The 15,678-nt window shown below is 77.5% G+C and carries 14 protein-coding genes; 10 read left to right on the forward strand and 4 right to left on the reverse strand.

The annotated features are described in order from the left end of the window. Positions 1-219 precede the first annotated feature (219 nt). A complete protein-coding gene (locus HOP40_RS00965) occupies positions 220-693 on the forward strand; it encodes an SRPBCC family protein (protein WP_172153952.1) in 474 nt (157 codons plus the stop codon). Positions 694-765: 72 nt separating this feature from the next. Here HOP40_RS00965 and HOP40_RS00970 read toward each other — a convergent pair whose 3' ends face one another. The 3 genes from HOP40_RS00970 to HOP40_RS00980 are packed head-to-tail and all read right to left on the reverse strand — an operon-like array spanning position 766 to position 3,913. After that, positions 766-1,962 carry a glycosyltransferase family 2 protein gene (locus tag HOP40_RS00970; protein WP_172153953.1) on the reverse strand — a complete coding sequence of 399 codons (1,197 nt, stop codon included), beginning with the start codon at positions 1,960-1,962 and terminating at the stop codon, positions 766-768. Further along, positions 1,956-2,894 (reverse strand): glycosyltransferase family protein, encoded by a 939-nt coding sequence (locus HOP40_RS00975; RefSeq protein ID WP_172153954.1) that lies wholly within the window; start codon positions 2,892-2,894, stop codon positions 1,956-1,958. The genes HOP40_RS00970 and HOP40_RS00975 overlap by 7 nt, the downstream gene beginning before the upstream one ends. Next, complete coding sequence (locus HOP40_RS00980) at positions 2,891-3,913, reverse strand: glycosyltransferase family protein (RefSeq protein ID WP_240157449.1); 1,023 nt, start codon at positions 3,911-3,913, stop codon at positions 2,891-2,893. Before HOP40_RS00980 ends, HOP40_RS00975 begins: the two co-directional genes overlap by 4 nt. Before the next feature lie 55 nt (positions 3,914-3,968). Between HOP40_RS00980 and HOP40_RS00985 the strand changes: the two genes are divergently transcribed. The 9 genes from HOP40_RS00985 to HOP40_RS01025 all read left to right on the forward strand — a co-directional run bounded on the left by HOP40_RS00985 (position 3,969) and on the right by HOP40_RS01025 (position 14,494). After that, positions 3,969-4,880, forward strand: a complete 912-nt coding sequence (locus HOP40_RS00985; protein WP_172153956.1) for a WcbI family polysaccharide biosynthesis putative acetyltransferase — start codon at positions 3,969-3,971, stop codon at positions 4,878-4,880. 87 nt (positions 4,881-4,967) lie between these two features. Continuing rightward, positions 4,968-6,032 (forward strand): glycosyltransferase, encoded by a 1,065-nt coding sequence (locus tag HOP40_RS00990; RefSeq protein ID WP_172153957.1) that lies wholly within the window; start codon positions 4,968-4,970, stop codon positions 6,030-6,032. Then, on the forward strand, positions 6,029-7,036 hold the full coding sequence (locus HOP40_RS00995; protein WP_172153958.1) for a glycosyltransferase: 1,008 nt from the start codon (positions 6,029-6,031) through the stop codon (positions 7,034-7,036). Before HOP40_RS00990 ends, HOP40_RS00995 begins: the two co-directional genes overlap by 4 nt. After that, entirely contained in the window at positions 7,033-7,863 is an 831-nt protein-coding gene (locus tag HOP40_RS01000; RefSeq protein ID WP_172153959.1) for a glycosyltransferase family 2 protein, read from the forward strand. The genes HOP40_RS00995 and HOP40_RS01000 overlap by 4 nt, the downstream gene beginning before the upstream one ends. Next, positions 7,860-8,801, forward strand: a complete 942-nt coding sequence (locus tag HOP40_RS01005; RefSeq protein ID WP_172153960.1) for an acyl-CoA/acyl-ACP dehydrogenase — start codon at positions 7,860-7,862, stop codon at positions 8,799-8,801. Before HOP40_RS01000 ends, HOP40_RS01005 begins: the two co-directional genes overlap by 4 nt. Next, a complete protein-coding gene (locus HOP40_RS01010; RefSeq protein ID WP_172153961.1) occupies positions 8,798-10,090 on the forward strand; it encodes a PIG-L family deacetylase in 1,293 nt (430 codons plus the stop codon). Before HOP40_RS01005 ends, HOP40_RS01010 begins: the two co-directional genes overlap by 4 nt. Then, a complete protein-coding gene (locus tag HOP40_RS01015; RefSeq protein ID WP_172153962.1) occupies positions 10,087-10,815 on the forward strand; it encodes a glycosyltransferase family 2 protein in 729 nt (242 codons plus the stop codon). The genes HOP40_RS01010 and HOP40_RS01015 overlap by 4 nt, the downstream gene beginning before the upstream one ends. Before the next feature lie 28 nt (positions 10,816-10,843). Continuing rightward, positions 10,844-12,676, forward strand: coding sequence for a thiamine pyrophosphate-requiring protein (locus HOP40_RS01020; RefSeq protein ID WP_172153963.1), 1,833 nt, complete (start codon positions 10,844-10,846; stop codon positions 12,674-12,676). A 603-nt stretch (positions 12,677-13,279) separates the two neighbouring features. Then, on the forward strand, positions 13,280-14,494 hold the full coding sequence (locus HOP40_RS01025) for an HNH endonuclease (RefSeq protein ID WP_240157450.1): 1,215 nt from the start codon (positions 13,280-13,282) through the stop codon (positions 14,492-14,494). 241 nt (positions 14,495-14,735) lie between these two features. Here HOP40_RS01025 and HOP40_RS36305 read toward each other — a convergent pair whose 3' ends face one another. Then, positions 14,736-15,602 carry a helix-turn-helix transcriptional regulator gene (locus HOP40_RS36305; RefSeq protein ID WP_172153965.1) on the reverse strand — a complete coding sequence of 289 codons (867 nt, stop codon included), beginning with the start codon at positions 15,600-15,602 and terminating at the stop codon, positions 14,736-14,738. Between the last annotated feature and the right edge of the window lie 76 nt (positions 15,603-15,678).

Here is a 15,678-nt window from a genome sequence, read left to right on the forward strand (position 1 = left end):
GCTCGCGGCGCCGGGTACCGCCGCGGACACCAGCGGCAACCTCTACGAGCCCGCGCCGGCCCCGCGCGCGGTCCACGGCGGCTGGGACGGCGCCGGCCGGGAGCGCCGCCGCCGGGCCGCCGGGCTGGCCGCGGCCGGTGCTCTCGCCGTCGCGGCGGGGGTGGGTCTGCGCCGCCGCTGATCATGTTTCGGTGGCGGCGGATCGGGCACCCCGACAGCATGGCCACCAACGTTCAGCACTCTGTCGACGTCCACGTCCCGGTCCGTACGGCCTACAACCAGTGGACGCAGTTCGAGACGTTCCCGCAGTTCATGGACGGGGTCGAGCGCATCGACCAGCTCACCCCGACGAAGACCCACTGGGTGACCAAGATCGCCGGCGTGTCCCGCGAGTTCGACGCGGAGATCACCGAGCAGCACCCCGACGAGCGCGTCGCCTGGACCACCCAGAACGGCACCCACCAGGCCGGCGTCGTGACGTTCCACCGCATCGACGACGCCACCACGCGCGTCACCCTGCAGCTCGACCACGACCCGGAGGGCCTGGTCGAGAAGGCCGGCGACGCGCTGGGCATCGTGCAGCGCCGCCTCAAGGGCGACATGGAGAACTTCAAGACCTTCATCGAGGCCCGCGGCAAGGAGGAGGGCGGCTGGCGCGGCGACGTCGACGCCGCTCCGCAGAACGCCGTCTGACGGCACCTGCAGCACGGCTGCTCCGGCCCGTCCCGCTCACCGCGGGGCGGGCCGCCGTCGTGCCAGGAAGGGTCAGGCGCTCCCGACGTCGAGGTCCAGCGTCCCGGACGCGACCTCGCGCCCGCCCCACCGCCGCGCCCGGCCGAGCGCACGGGTGCTGCACGCGGTGGCGGCCACCACGCCCCCGGTGCGCAGGACGACCGTCGCGAGGTCGCCGTCGACCAGCGCCCGCACCGCCGCACCCACCGCCCACGGCGGCAGCGGCCGCTCGACCCGCATCCGCACGCGCGCGCGCCGGAGCTGGTCGGTCGTCCAGCCCCCGCCCCCGGCCAGGTCGAACCCGCCCCCGGCCAGGTCGATCCCGCCCACGGCCAGGTCGGTGTGGTGCTGGGCCTCCAGCGACGGCACGGCCCCCGAGGCGGCCTCGACGAGCACGTCGGGCACGTCGCCGGGCGGTGCGCCCCTCCGCGTCCCGGGCTCCGGGATGAGCGCAGCGAGCCGGGCCGCCTCCCGCTCCTTCACCCCGGGGGCATCGCCGCGCAGCGCCCAGTCCGGGCCGTCGTGCCAGGCCACTGCGGTGGGCTCGTGCACGAGCACCGCCCCGTTGTTCCACGCCCGGTAGGCCAGGTCCCAGTCCTCGCCGCCGTAGCCGACGTACCGCTCGTCGAAGCCGCCGAGGTCGTCGAACAGGCTGCGCCGGCACGCGAGCACGGCGCTGATGACGTGGCGGAAGCTGGTGCCGTCGGCGTCGAGCAGGTCGCGGCTGCCGGCGTAGGCCTCCCGCAGCCAGGCGGGCTCGGGCAGCTCGGGGAGCGTGCGCGGGTCGACGTCGACGGGGTGGCCGTCGAGGTCGGCGTGGCGGCGGCGACCCACGGCGAGCACGTCGGGGTTGCGGGCGACGCGCGCGGTCAGGTGCTCGAGGAACCCCGGCTCGGGCACGGTGTCGGCGTCGAGGAAGACCAGCACCTCGGCGCTCGTGTGCGCGACGCCGAGGTTGCGCGCGGCCGCCGCCCGGAAGCCGAGGTCGGGCTGGGTCACCACGCGCACCGGCGGGCCGCCCGCGGGCGGTGCGGGCGGCGGGTCCGAGCCGTCGTCGGCGATCACCACCTCCACCGGCGGCAGGGTCTGGTGGCACAGCGCGTGCCAGGTGCGGGCGAGCTGCCCGGGCTGGCGGTAGTGCGCGACGACGACCGCGACGCGCGGGCGCGGGGCCGGGTGCGCGTCGAGCAGGTTGTAGCGGTTGCCGGGGACGGGGACGTCGATCAGCACGCGCGCAGCCCCCGGTAGAGCGCGGCGTGCGCGACGCCGGCGCCGCACGGCGGTGGGGCGGGCAGCCAGGTGCCGTCCGGGTCGGCCAGGGCGGCGGTGACGTCGAGGTCGTCGTAGGGCGTCAGCGCGCCCGGGCGGCGGGCGGCCTGCTCGCGCACGTAGGCGCCGCGCGCGGCCAGCGGGCGCCGGCCGCACCCCCACCAGGTGGCCAGGGTGCCGCTCGCGCTGACCGAGCGCCCCGGCACGACCGGCACGGTCACCGCGCGGGCCGCGGCGGTGAGGTCGGCGTCGCTCAGGGCACCGGTGACGACGAGGTCGACGCCCGCCGCCGCCGCGCGCCTGGCCAGCGCCGCCACCAGTGCCCCGTGCCCCGGCGAGGGCCCGCCCGCGGCGACCACCCGGGGCCGCGACGGGTGCCGCGCGGCGGCGTCGAGCACCTCGGCGTGCCCCTTGCCGGGGTAGAGGAAGCCGAGCACGCCGAGCGTCGGGCGGTCGGCCCAGCCGGGCGCGGCGCCGCCGGGCACGGGTGCCGGCACCGGCAGGTCGACGACGGTCGCGACCCGCCCGGAGAACGCCGCCACCTTCGCCGCCTCGTGCTCGGCGGACACGACGACGGCGTCGGCCGCGGCCACGACCCGCGCGTAGCCCGCGGTGCGGCGGGCGTCGCGGGCCGGGTCGGGATCGGCGCCGGGCACGTCGTGCAGGGTGACGACCAGCGGGCGCGGGACGCCGGCCGCCCAGGCGGTGAACGCGGCGGCGGCCGCAGCGATGTCGGCGCCCCAGAGGGCGTCGGTGAACTGGGCGTGCGTGACGTCCGCCGCTCCCCCGTCGACGCGCTCGATCCCGTGGGCGGCCGCGCGCTCGGCCACCAGCGCGGCGTGGCGCACCACCCCGTGCCCGGCCGGGCCGGGGGCGGCGACGCGCACCTTCACGCGGCCGCCCGCGCCGTCACCGACCGGTAGACCTCCGCGTGCACCGCCGCGATCCGCTCCCGCTGCACCCGCCGCGCCGCCGGGTCGGCCCGCCACGCCGGGCGCTCGGCGTGGGCCCGGCGCACGGCCGCGTGCAGCGAGGCGGCGTCAAGGCGGTGCTCGTCGTGGCCGTAGAGCAGGCACGGCGCCTGCTCGGCGTAGAAGCCGCAGTCGGGCGCCAGCACCGCCGTGCCGAGGTCGTGGCAGGCCTCCAGCCAGCCCGAGTGGGTGCCGAAGCGGTACGGGAGCACCGAGAGGTCGAGCGCGGACAGGTACTCCCACAGCTCGTCGTCGGTGAAGGGGGCGTGCACGCGCACGTCCAGGTCGGGCAGAGCCGAGGCGACGGCGCGCCCGCGCGGGTCGTCGTGCGCGTCGATCCGCAGCCGCGCTCCGGGCAGCCCGTCGACGGCCGCGGCCAGCGCGCGGGCCACCGGCACCGGGTCGGCGTTGGCCCGCACGCTCTTGGCGTGCATCCCGACGAGGAACCCCGCGCGCGGCGGGCGGGGCGCGGCGATCCGCTCCGGCGGGACGGCGTGCGGGTGCGGCACCACGGTCGCCTCCCGCCCCCAGCGGCGGGCGATCTCGCCCGCCGCGCCGGCGGTGAGGGTCAGCAGCGCGTCGGCCGCCGGGACCAGGACGCCGAGCGCGGCGTCGTGCGCGGCGGCATCGGTGTGGTGGGGGTTGCGCAGGTCGTGGACGGTGACGACGAGCGCCCGGCCGGCGTCGCGCAGCGCGGTGACGAGCGCGGCGAGCTGCGCGGGCGTGCGGTCGTCGTAGCCGAAGTGGACGTGCAGGACGTCGAACCCGTCGGAGTGCTCGCGCACCCACGACGGGTCGAGCATCGGCGGCGGCCACCACCGCCCGGGCGGCGCGCCGGGCACGGGCGGGTCGGGCAGGCGGAGCACGCCGTGGTCGCGGCCGTCGGGGTCGGCGAGGTGCCGGACGTAGACGTGACCGGACGGGACCGACGCGATGCGCACTCGCCCCAGGTGCCCCGACGCGCCGGTTCGCGAAACCCCGGGCAGCATCGGTCACATGGATCACGGACGCCGCCGCCACTACGGCGAGTTCTACGGCCTGGTCGACGAGCCCGGCCCGGTGACCCTGGTGCACGGCAACTGCCAGGCGGAGTCGCTGCGCGTGCTGCTCGCCGGGTCGCCGACGTTCGCGCCGCGGCCGGTGCGCGTGCCGCCGGTGCACGAGCTCACCGCCGACGACCTGCCGCACCTGCACGCCCTGCTCGCCCGCACCGCACTGCTGCTGTCCCAGCCCGTCCGCGACGGCTACCGCGACCTGCCGCTGGGCACCGCCGAGCTGGCCGCGCGCCTGCCCGCGGGCGCGCGCGTCCTGCGCTGGCCGGTGGTGCGCTACGCGGGCCTGCACCCGTGGACGGTGATCGTCCGGCACCCCCTCGACATGGCCGCGGTGCCGCCCGTCGTGCCCTACCACGACCTGCGCACCCTCACCGCCGCCGCAGGCCTGCCCCCCGCGCCGCGGCCCGACGCCGCGGCGCTGCGGGCCGCCGCGGCGCTGTCGGTCGCCGAGCTGGCGGCGCGCGAGGAGGCCACCGACGTCGGCGTGGCCGACCTGCTCGCCGGGTTCGGCACCGACGCCGCGCACACCCTCAACCACCCCGGCAACCCCGTGCTCATCGCGCTGGCCCGCCGCGTGCAGGCCGCGGTCGGGCTCCCGCCCGACGCCGACGACCCGGGCCGGGCGCTGCTCGGCGGGGTGCGCGCGCCGCTGGACCCCGACGTCCTCGACGCGCTGGGGCTGGACGCCGAGCCCCGCGCCCACTGGCTCGTCGACGGCGTCCCGGTCGACGACGGGCAGGTGCGGGCGGCCCAGCGGGACTGGTACTCCGCCCACCCCGAGTGGGTCGCGGCCGGGCTCGAGCGCCACGCGCCGCGACGGGAGATCCTCGCTATGACGCAGGTCACAGCGTGATCCACGCATGGGCGCGGGTATCCGGGGTCGCCATCACCCCGCTGTCCAGAACCAGGAGCCCGCCGTGTCGCCGACCCGTCGTTCCCGTTGAGCAGACACCGCATCGCGCTCGTCGCCTCCGCCCGCTACCCCATCCGCGAACCGTTCGCCGGCGGCCTGGAGGCCCACACCTGGCAGCTCGCGTCGCGGCTGCGCGCGCGGGGCCACGAGGTCACCGTGTTCGGCGGGGCCGGCTCCGACCCCGCGCTCGGCGTCCGCGAGATGGCGCCCCTCCCCCCGCTGACCGGGCACGCCCGCAGCGACGTGAGCATGCCCGCCGAGTGGTTCCTGGCCGAGCACCACGCGTACCTGGGCCTCATGCTCGAGCTGTCGTCCCCCGACGCCCCCTACGACGTCGTGCACAACAACTCGCTGCACTACCTGCCCGTCGCGATGGGCCCGGCCGTGCGGCGCCCGGTCGTGACGACGCTGCACACCCCGCCGACGCCGTGGCTGGAGTCGGCGATCCGGCTGCCCCGCAGCGGGGGCCGGCCCCGGTTCGCCGCGGTCAGCCACACCACCGCGGGCCAGTGGCGCGGCCTCGTCCCCGACGTCCGGGTGGTGCGCAACGGCGTCGACACCGCCGCGTGGACGCCCGGCCCCGGCGGCGGCACGCCCGTCTGGTCGGGGCGGATCGTGCCCGAGAAGGGGCCGGTCGAGGCGATCCGTGCGGCCCGCGCCGCCGGGAGCGGGCTGCGCCTGGCCGGGCCGCGGCCCGACCGCCGCTGGTTCGAGGCCGAGGTCGCGCCGCTGCTGGGCGACGGCATCGAGTACGTCGGGCACCTCGACCACACCGCGCTCGCCCGGCTCGTCGGCTCGGCATCGGTGGCCGTGGTGTCGCCGTGCTGGGACGAGCCGTACGGGCTCGTCGTCGCCGAGGCGCTGGCCTGCGGCACGCCGATCGCGGGGTTCGCCCGGGGCGCGCTGCCCGAGCTGCTCGACGCGACGTGCGGCGTGCTCGCCGATCCCGGTGACGTCGACGGCCTCGCCGCCGCGATCCCGGCGGCCGCGCGGCTGGACCGAGCCGCCGTGCGCCGCCGCGCGGAAGACGTGTGCTCCGTCGAGGCGATGGTGCGCGGCTACGAGGACCTCTACGACGAGCTCGTCGCGTGATCGCCTACTACGTGCACCACCAGGGCAGCGGGCACGTCCACCGCGCCTCCTCCATCGCCGCGCAGGCGCGGACGCCGGTCGTCGGGCTGTCCGGCCGGCCCCGGCCCGCGGGCTGGACCGGTGACTGGGTCGACCTGCCCGACGACAGCGACGGCGTCGACGCTTCCTCGCGGGACGTCACCGCGGGCGGCACCCTGCACTGGGTGCCGCGGCGGCACGCGGGCCTGGCCGAGCGGATGCGGCGGGTGTCGGAGACCGTCGCGCGGGCGTCGCTCGTCGTCGTCGACGTGTCGGTGGAGGTGGCGCTGCTCGCGCGGCTGCACGGCGTGCCGGTCGTCGTCGTGGCGCAGCCGGGTGAGCGCACCGACCGCCCGCACCGCACCGCCTACGACCTGGCCGAGCGCATCCTCGCGCCCTGGCCCGTGCGCCCCGCCGGCGGCTGGCCCGACGGGTGGACCGCCAAGACCGTGCACCTCGGCGCGCTGTCCCGGTTCGACGCGCACCCGGCGCCGGCCGCGGGCGACCCGTGCCGCGTGCTGGTCCTGTGGGGCCGCGGCGGCATCGACGTCGGCCCGGACCGGATCGCCGCCGCGGCGGCCGCCACCCCCGGGCACCGCTGGGTCGTGGCCGGGCCGCACCCCGGCCCCGGCGCGTGGCCGGCGAACCTGACCTGGCTCGGCTGGGTCGACGACGTGTGGGCCGAGCTGTCCGCGGCCGGCGTCGTCGTGACCCACGCCGGGCAGAACGCGCTGGCCGAGGTGGCCGCGGCCCGGCGGCCGGCCGTCGTGGTGCCGCAGCGTCGCCCGTTCGGCGAGCAGGACGCGACGGCCGCGGCGCTCGCCCGCGCCGGGATCGCCGAGCCGACCGGGAGCTGGCCCGAGCCCGCCGCCTGGCCCGCGCTGCTGGCCCGCGCGGCGCAGCGGGGCGGCACCGGCTGGGACGCCTGGTCCACCGGCACGGGAGCCGCCCGCGCGGCGGCGCTGCTCGACGGGCTGGCCGCGTGACCCGCACCGCCGTGATCACGCCCGTCCGCGGGCGCGCCGCGCACCTGCACCGCCAGCGCGCCGGGCTGGCGGCCGACCCGCCGGACGTGCACGTCGTCGTGGCGATGGGGGCCGAGCCCGAGCTCGCCGACGTGCCCGGTGCACCGCCCGTCACGGTCGTCCGGGTGCCGGTGCCGGCCACCGGGCTGCCGCTCTCGGCCGCCCGCAACGCCGGCGCGGCCGCCGCCGCGGGCGCCGACCTGCTCGTGTTCCTCGACGTCGACTGCGTCCCCGCACCCGGGATGCTGCGCCGCTACGCCGACGCCGCGCGCCGCGTCGACGGGCCGGCGCTGCTGTGCGGGCCGGTGCACCACCTGCCGCCCGCCCCGCACGGCGGCTACCCGGCCGCCGACCGGCTGGCGGCGCTCGCACCCCCGCACCCCGCCCGCCCCGCCCCGTCCGACGGGGAGATCGTCGCGGAGTCGCGGTGGGAGCTGTTCTGGTCGCTGTCCTTCGCCGTCACGCCCGCCACGTGGGACGCGCTCGGCGGGTTCTGCGAGGACTACACCGGCTACGGCGGCGAGGACACCGACTTCGCCTGCGCCGCCCGCGACGCCGGTGCCGGCCTGTTCTGGGTGGGCGGCGCGAGCGCGTTCCACCAGCACCACCCGCCCGCGCGGGAGACCCCGGAGCGGATCGCGGAGATCGTCCGCAACGCCCGGCTGTTCCGCCGCCGCCGGGGGTGGTGGCCGATGACCGGCTGGCTGCACGAGCTCCACGCGCGCGGGGTCGTGGTCTTCGACCCGGCGCGCGACGCGCTGCACCTGTCTGCGGAAGGAACCCCGTGACCCTGCTCGACGCCCGTCCCCCCGCCGCCGTCCCCGACCCGGGCGCGGCGCTGGGCCCCGCCCTCGCCGACGCCGTCCGCGGCGCGCTGCCCCGCCCCGGCCACGGCGACACCGCGGGCCGCTGGCGGACGCTCGCCCGCTGGGGCCGCACCGACCTCGTCCTCGCCCGCCTGGCCGAGGGCCACGCCGACGCGCTCGCGATCCTCGCCGAGGCCGGCTGCGACCCCGTCGGGAGAGCGCTCTACGGAGTCTGGGCCGCGCGGTCGGCCGGCACCGGCGCGGTCCTGCGCGACGGCGCCCTGCACGGCGTCGTCCGCTTCTGCTCCGGCGCGCACCGGCTCGACCGCGCGCTCGTCGTCGCCGGGGACGTGCTCGTCGACGTCGACGTGCGCGACCCGCGCGTGCGGCCCGTGAAGGGCACCTGGAACCCGGCGGGGATGGTCGCCAGCGACAGCGTCGACGTGGAGTTCCAGGGTGTGCCCGCGGACCGCCGCGTCGGCCCGCCCGCGTTCTACACCGCCCGCCCGGGGTTCTGGTTCGGCGGCGGCGGGGTCGCGGCGGTGTGGCTCGGCGGCGCCGCCGGTGCCGTCGACGACGTGCGCGGGCTCACCGGCGACGACCCGCACCGCCTCGGCCACCTCGGCGCCCTGCACACCGCCCTCGCCGTGACCGACGCCCTGCTCGAGCGCACCGCGCACGACATCGACGCCGACCCGGCCGCCGACCACACCACGGCGGTGTGGACGGCCCGCGCGGCCGCCGAGCAGCTCGTCCGCACGGTCCTGGACCGGGCGCCGCGCATCGCGGGCACCACCGGGCTGACCCGCGAGCCCGGCCCCGGCCTGCGGCTCTCCGACCTGGGCGTCTACGTCCGCCAGCACCACGCCGAGCGCGACCTGGCCGCGCTCGGCGCCCGCCTCACCGAGGAGCCCGCATGACCCGGCCGCTGACCCCGCCCGCGGACTGGCGCCCGCTGCTCACCGGGCTCGGGGCCTTCGACGTCGCCGCGCTCGCCGGGGAGCGGGTGGTCGTCGTGGCCGCGCACCCCGACGACGAGACGCTCGGCGCCGGCGGGCTGATGCGGGCGCTGCACCGGGCGGGCGCGTGCGTGGAGCTCGTGGTGGCCACCGACGGCGAGGCCGCGTTCCCCGCGCTCGACGGGACCGCCCGCGCCGCGCTCGCCGCCACCCGGCGTGACGAGCTCGACGCCGCGCTCGACGCCCACGGGATGGCCGGTGTGCCGGTGCACCGCCTCGGGATGCCCGACTCCGCCCTCGACGCCGACGTCCTCGCCGCCGCGCTGGCGCCGCTGCTCCTGGGCGCCGAGGCCGTCCTCGCCCCGTGGAGCGGCGACCCGCACCCCGACCACGCCGCGGCCGGGCGGGCCGTCGCGGCCGCCGCCCCCGTGACCACGACCCGCTGGAACTACCCGATCTGGATGTGGCCGTGGCTGCGCGCGGACGACCCGGACGTCCCCTGGCCGTTCGCCCGCGCCCACCACCTGGACGCCGACGCGCGGGACGCCAAGCGGCGGGCCGTGGCGTGCTTCGCGTCGCAGACCGGGCCGGGACCGGACGGCGCGGCGCCGGTCGTCGGTCCGGAGGTGCTCGCGCACTTCGACACCGGCACCGAGGTCGTGTTCCGCGATCCGGTCGCGGAGGGCGCGCCGGCCGGGCGCTTCGACGACCTCTACGCCACCGACGGCGGCGACCCCTGGGACACCCGCACGAGCTTCTACGAGCGGCGCAAGCGCGCGGTGCTGCTCGCCTGCCTGCCCCGCGAGCACTACCGGCACGCCGCCGAGCCCGCCTGCGGGACCGGCGCGCTGACCCGGGAGCTGGCCGCGCGCTGCGACCGGCTCGACGCCTCCGACGCCGCCGCGGCGGCCGTCGACCTCGCGCGCACCGCCGTCGAGGGGACCGGTGCGACCGTGGAGCGCGCCGCCCTGCCCGACGCCGCCGCGCTGCCCGCCGGGCTCGACCTCGCCGTCGTCTCCGAGGTCCTCTACTACCTCGCCGACGACGTCCTGGCCGCCACCGTCGACCGGATCGCCGAGGCCGTGGAGCCCGGCGGCGACGTCGTGATCGCGCACTGGCGGGGCTGGCCGGCCGAGGCCCCGCGCGACGCCGCGGCGACCCACCGGGTGCTGCTCGACGACCCCCGGTTCACGGCGCTGGTGACCCACGTCGACGAGGAGTTCCTGCTGCACGTGCTGCGGCGCGCGTGATCACCGCGGTCGGGGTCGTCGTGCCCGCGCGCGACGAGGAGCAGCGCATCGCCGCCTGCCTGGACAGCGTGCTCGCCGCGCTGCCCCCGGGCGTCGACGCAGCCGTGGTGGCGGTGCTGGACCGCTGCACCGACGCCACGGCGTCGCGCGTGCCGCCGGGCGTCGACGTGCTGGTCAACGACGCGCCGCTCACCGTCGGCGAGCTGCGCGACCGCGGCCTGCGCCACCTGCTGGCCCGGCTCGCCGACCGCGCCGACCCGGCCACGACGTGGCTGCTCAGCACCGACGCCGACTCCATCGTCGGACCGGGCTGGGCGCACGACCACCTGCGCCACGCCGCGGCGGGGGCGCACGCCGTCGCCGGGCTCGTCGACCTCGACCCGGCGCTGGACGGTGCGCCGGACCCGGGGCCCGAGTACACCCGCATCGTCGGCTCGGGCCTGCGTCCGGACGGTCACGGCCACGTCTACGGCGCCAACCTCGGCGTGCGCGCCGACGCCTACCTCGCGGCCGGCGGCTTCCCGGCCGTGGTCCACGGCGAGGACCACGCGCTGGTCGGGCGGCTGCGCGCCGCCGGGTTCCGCGTCGTCACCGCGCTCGACGGGCGGGTGCGGACCAGCGCGCGGACCGTCGGCCGGGCGCCCGGGGGTCTGGCCGACCTGCTCGCCGCGCTGGAGGGCACCGGTGACCGGGGACTCCCCGGGGGCACCGTCGCCGGAGGTTGAGCCCCCGGGCGTCCGGGAAACCGATCACATGTCGATCGCCCAGCCGCAGCAGCCCACCACGGGTGACGAGCCCCGCCGTCCCACCGTCGCCGACCACATCGTCGACCGGCTGGCGTCCTGGGGCGTCCGGCACTACTACGGCTACCCCGGCGACGGCATCAACGGCATGACCGCGGCGCTGCAGCGCCGCGAGGACACCCGGTTCGTGCAGGTGCGCCACGAGGAGACCGCGGGCTTCGCCGCGTCGGCCCACGTCAAGTACGGCGGCGGGCCCATCGGGGCGGCGCTCGTGACATCGGGCCCGGGCGCGGTGCACCTGCTCAACGGCCTGTACGACGCGAAGCTCGACCACCAGCCCGTCGTCGCGCTCGTCGGGCAGACCGGGCTGACGGCGCAGGGCGGCGGCTACTACCAGGAGGTCGACCTCCTCTCGCTCTACAAGGACGTCGCCGGGTTCCTCGCCCAGCTCGACGACCCGAGCCAGGTCCGCCACCTCGTCGACCGCGCCTGCCGCACCGCGCTCTCGGACCGCACCGTCGCCGTGCTCGTGCTGCCCAACGACGTCCAGGACGAGAAGGCGGTCCTCGACCCGCCGCACGCGCACGGCTACTACGCCACCTCCAACGCCCCGAGCACCCGCCCGACGGTGCCCGCCGAGGACGACCTGCGCGCCGCCGCCGACGTGCTGCGCGGCGGGGAGAAGGTGGCGATGCTCGTCGGGCAGGGCGCGCTCGGCGCGGAGGCCGAGGTGGCGGCGATCGCCGCGCGGCTGGGCGCCTGCGTGGCGACGGGGCTGCTCGGGCTCGCCGCCGTCGACCAGCGCGAGCCCTGGGTCACCGGGCCGCTGGGCCTGCTCGGCACGACCCCGAGCTCCTACCTGATGCAGCACTGCGACCGGCTGCTCATCGTCGGGTCGAACACGCCCTACAGCGAGTTCTACCCGCCGGAGGGCCGCCCGGCCGTGCAGATCGACATCCAGGGCTCGCAGATGGGGCTGCGCTACCCGACGCAGGTCAACCTCACCGGAGACGCCGGGCCGACGCTGCGGGCGCTGGACGCGCTGCTCGCCGACCACGTCGCGCCGACCGCGTGGCGCGAGGACATCGCCGGGCGCACGGCGTCGTGGCGGACCGGGCAGCTCGAGGTGGCGCAGCAGGCCGCCGAGCCGGTGAACCCGCAGCTCACGCTCACCGAGCTCGACGCGCGGCTGCCCGACGACGCGATGGTCGCCGTCGACTGCGGCACCGTGACGGCCTGGTACGCCCGGCACCTGCACGTGCGCCCCGGGATGCTCGCCTCGCTGTCGGGCACGCTGCTGTCGATGGGCGGCGCGATGCCCTACGGGATCGCCGCGAAGTTCGCCCACCCCGACCGCCCGCTGTTCGCGCTGCTCGGCGACGGCGCCATGCAGATGAACGGCGTCAACGAGCTCATCACGGTGGCCAAGTACTGGAAGGAGTGGGCCGACCCGCGGTTCGCGGTGCTCGTGCTCAACAACCGCGACCTCGCCTTCGTGAGCTGGGAGCAGCGCAGCGCGGAGGGCACGCCGAAGTTCGACGCCAGCCAGGACGTGCCGGACGTCGACTACGCCGCGTGGGCCCGCAGCCTGGGCCTGCACGGCGTCCGCGTCGACGACCCGTCGCAGGTCGGGCCGGCCTGGGACGCCGCGCTGGCCGCCGACCGGCCGATGGTCATCGACGCCGTCGTCGACCCCGCCGAGCTGATGATCCCGCCGCAGTTCACCCGCGACCAGGCCGTGAAGACCGCGATGTCGGTGATCCGCGGGGACTCGGACTGGCGCGGGATCCTGCGCCGCGGCATCCCCGCCGCGGCGGCCACCCTGCTGCCGCACCGGGGCTGAGGCGGCTCCGGCCCGGGCTCGCATACAGGGTGCGGGGGTGGCACACAGGGCGCGGGGGTCGCACACAGGGCCGGACCCGTGTGCGAGCACCGGAAGGTGTGTGCGAGCCGGGCGGGAGTGGCGCGGCGGGCCACTCTCCTGCGGCCGACGGGGCGGCAGCGCGTGCGTGCTGGAACGCCCGCTGAGGCGGGGGCGGGGCGGGGGCTCGCACACAGGCCGCGGGGTCGCACACAGGCCGCGGGGTCGCACACAGGCCGCGGGGTCGCACACAGGCCGCGGGGTCGCACACAGGGCCGGACCTGTGTGCGAGCACCGGGAGGTGTGTGCGAGCCGGGCGCGAGCGGCGCGGCGGGCCTCTCTCCTGCGGCCGACGGACGTGACGGCGGGTCGTGCGTGCTCGATCGCCCTCCGAGGCGGAGGCAGGGGCTCGCACACAGGCCGCGGGGTTGGCACATAGGGCCAGACCTGTGTGCGAGCACCGGGAGGTGTGTGCGAGCGGGGCACGCGGTCATAACCGGCGGACCGCATCCGCCAGGGGGCCACTCTTGCATATCACTCGAACACATGTTCGACTCTGGACGCAGTTCCTGGTATTCTTCGGACATGTCAGCCAACCGTTCCTGCACGCCGTCCGAGGCGCTGCTCGTCGAACGGATCGCGCGACTCGAGCAACGAAAAGCGGCGATCGCGGCCGAACAATCGGAAGCGATCCTCGCATTCGCACGAGCACACGCGAAATCGCAGACCGCCGGCGGCACCGTCGACCCCGAAGCGCTCGAACGCAGCATCGCCGCCCAGGTCGGTCTCGCCTGCCGGGTGTCACCCACCGAGGGCCGCCGGCGCGTCCGCACCGCCCGGGACCTGCACGCCGGACACACCCGCATCCGTGCACTGTTCGCCGCCGGACAGCTGAGCGAGTACAAGACCAGCGTCATCGCCGCCGCCACCGCCCACCTCTCCCCCGGCGAACGCGCGCAGGTCGACCGCGAGCTGGCCGAGCAGCGGGTGGAGACCCTCGGCGTCCGCCGGATCCACGACCTGACCCGGACGCTCGCCGCACAGGTGGCGCCGGAAAAGTTCACGGCCCGGTGCCGGGCCGCCCGGTCGGGCCGGCGGGTGTCGGTCCGTCCCTCGGCCGACGGCATGGCCGACCTCACCGCCCACCTGCCGGTCGAAGAGGCCGTGGCCTGCTACGCCGCCCTCGCAGCCGCGGTCAACGAGATCGCGGTCCAACCCGAACCGGTCACCCGCGGCCGCGGCCAGATCATGGCCGACACCCTCGTCGAACGACTCACCGGACAAGCCACCGCCCGCGACGTCGCCGTCGAGATCCAGGTCCTCGTGCCCGTGGAGGCGCTCGTCGACCCACGCAGCCCGCTCCCCGCGCAGATCCCCGGCCACGGCCCCGTCCCCGTCGACCTCCTCACCAACAGCACCGGCCGCACGATCTGGCGACGACTGGTCACCCGCGACGGCATCATCATCGGCGGCGACTCCCGCAGCCGCCGCTTCACCGGACAACTGGCCGCACTCATCCGCGCCAGGGACGGCCACCGCTGCCGCGAGCCCTACTGCGACGCCCCGATCCGCCACATCGACCACATCCACCGCTGGTCCGAACTCGGCCGCACCGAGTTCGACAACGGCCGCGGACTGTGCGCATTCCACAACCACGTCCGGGAAACAGCCGGGTGGCGGGCCGAGGTCACCTCCGGAACGGTCAGGACGACGACGCCGACGGGTGCGCACTACCATTCCGAGCTGCGCGCCGAAAACAGTTCCGGTATCGGCGAGAAGAGTAGTCCCGGCGCGGCGTGAACTTCCTCGGCTCGCCGAAACAAGCACGAGGACGGCGCTTTGCCGCGTCGATCAGCCGAGAGGCGCGTCAGAGGTGCGCCGCGCCCGCCCGCCGCTCGCACCACTGCCGCTCGCACCACTGCCCGGAGTGCTCCCCTACGGCAGGAGCGCACACCGCACGGATCTCCGAGCGTCGAATGTCGCCGCCCAGCAGCCCGACGCCCACCCGATCCGGCTCTGCGTCGGCGCCGCGGAGCGAACCTCAGTTGCCCGCTCCGGGCGTCAGCGCCACTGCCTCCACCCCCCACCCCGCCAGCAGGGGGAGGACGTGCGCGGTCGGCGAGTCGGGCTCGACGGTGTAGACGACCAGGCGCTGCTCCGGGTCGTGCGGGGTCGACACCGCCTCGATCCCGAAGGCCAGCGGGCCGGCGGTGGGGTGGGCGATGCGCTTGGCGACGGAGGTGTGGTCGCGGACTCCGTGGTCGTCCCACCACCGGGCCACGTCGGGGTCGGCGGCGCGCAGCTCGGCCACCAGCGCCGCGAGCCGGCGGTCGTCGGGGCGGCGTCCGGCCTCGAACCGGAGCGCGCCGACGGCCGCCGCCGCGAAGTGGGCCCAGTTGACGATCCGCTCGCGGGCCGACGGGTCGAGGAACAGGTACCGCGCGAACGACGAGCCGGGTTCGAGCGGGCGCCCGAGCACGGCGGGCAGGAGGGCGTTGCGGGCGAGGACCTGGGCGCGGCGGCCGAGCAGCAGGACCGGGACGTGGTCGAGCGCGGTCATCAGCCGCAGCAGGCCGGGGTCGGGCTGCTGCGGCGCCTCCGCTCCCCCGCCGCGCCGACGCCGCGAGGTGGGGGCGGCGAGGTCACGCAGGTGCGCGTGCTCGACGTCGTCGAGGCGCAGCGCGCGGGCCAGGGCGTCGACGACCGAGTCGGTGACGGTGGCCTGGCGCCCCTGCTCGAGCCGGCTGTAGTGGTCGGGGCTGAGCCCGGCGAGCACCGCGAGCTCCTCCTTGCGCAGGCCGGGCACGCGGCGGGGGCCGGGGAAGGGCGCCATGCCCGCCTGGGCCGGAGTGAGGCGGTCGCGCCGGGAGCGCAGGAAGTCGCCGAAGGCCGTGCGGTCGGGGGGCACGCCGTCGAGCGTAGGTCGCGGCGCGGCGATCCTGCCCGGTCACGCCGTGCCCCGGTCCCGCTCGCCCTGGGGCCGG

It is taken from the genome of Pseudonocardia broussonetiae, assembly GCF_013155125.1.
Lineage (GTDB): Bacteria > Actinomycetota > Actinomycetes > Mycobacteriales > Pseudonocardiaceae > Pseudonocardia > Pseudonocardia broussonetiae.

Bases quoted from the DNA above. Each gene is read 5' to 3' on its own strand.
- HOP40_RS01025 (WP_240157450.1), top strand. From the start codon at position 13,280: ATGTCAGCCAACCGTTCCTGCACGCCGTCCGAGGCGCTGCTCGTCGAA.
- HOP40_RS01020 (WP_172153963.1), top strand. From the start codon at position 10,844: ATGTCGATCGCCCAGCCGCAGCAGCCCACCACGGGTGACGAGCCCCGC.
- HOP40_RS00985 (WP_172153956.1), top strand. From the start codon at position 3,969: ATGGATCACGGACGCCGCCGCCACTACGGCGAGTTCTACGGCCTGGTC.
- HOP40_RS01010 (WP_172153961.1), top strand. From the start codon at position 8,798: ATGACCCGGCCGCTGACCCCGCCCGCGGACTGGCGCCCGCTGCTCACC.
- HOP40_RS00965 (WP_172153952.1), top strand. From the start codon at position 220: ATGGCCACCAACGTTCAGCACTCTGTCGACGTCCACGTCCCGGTCCGT.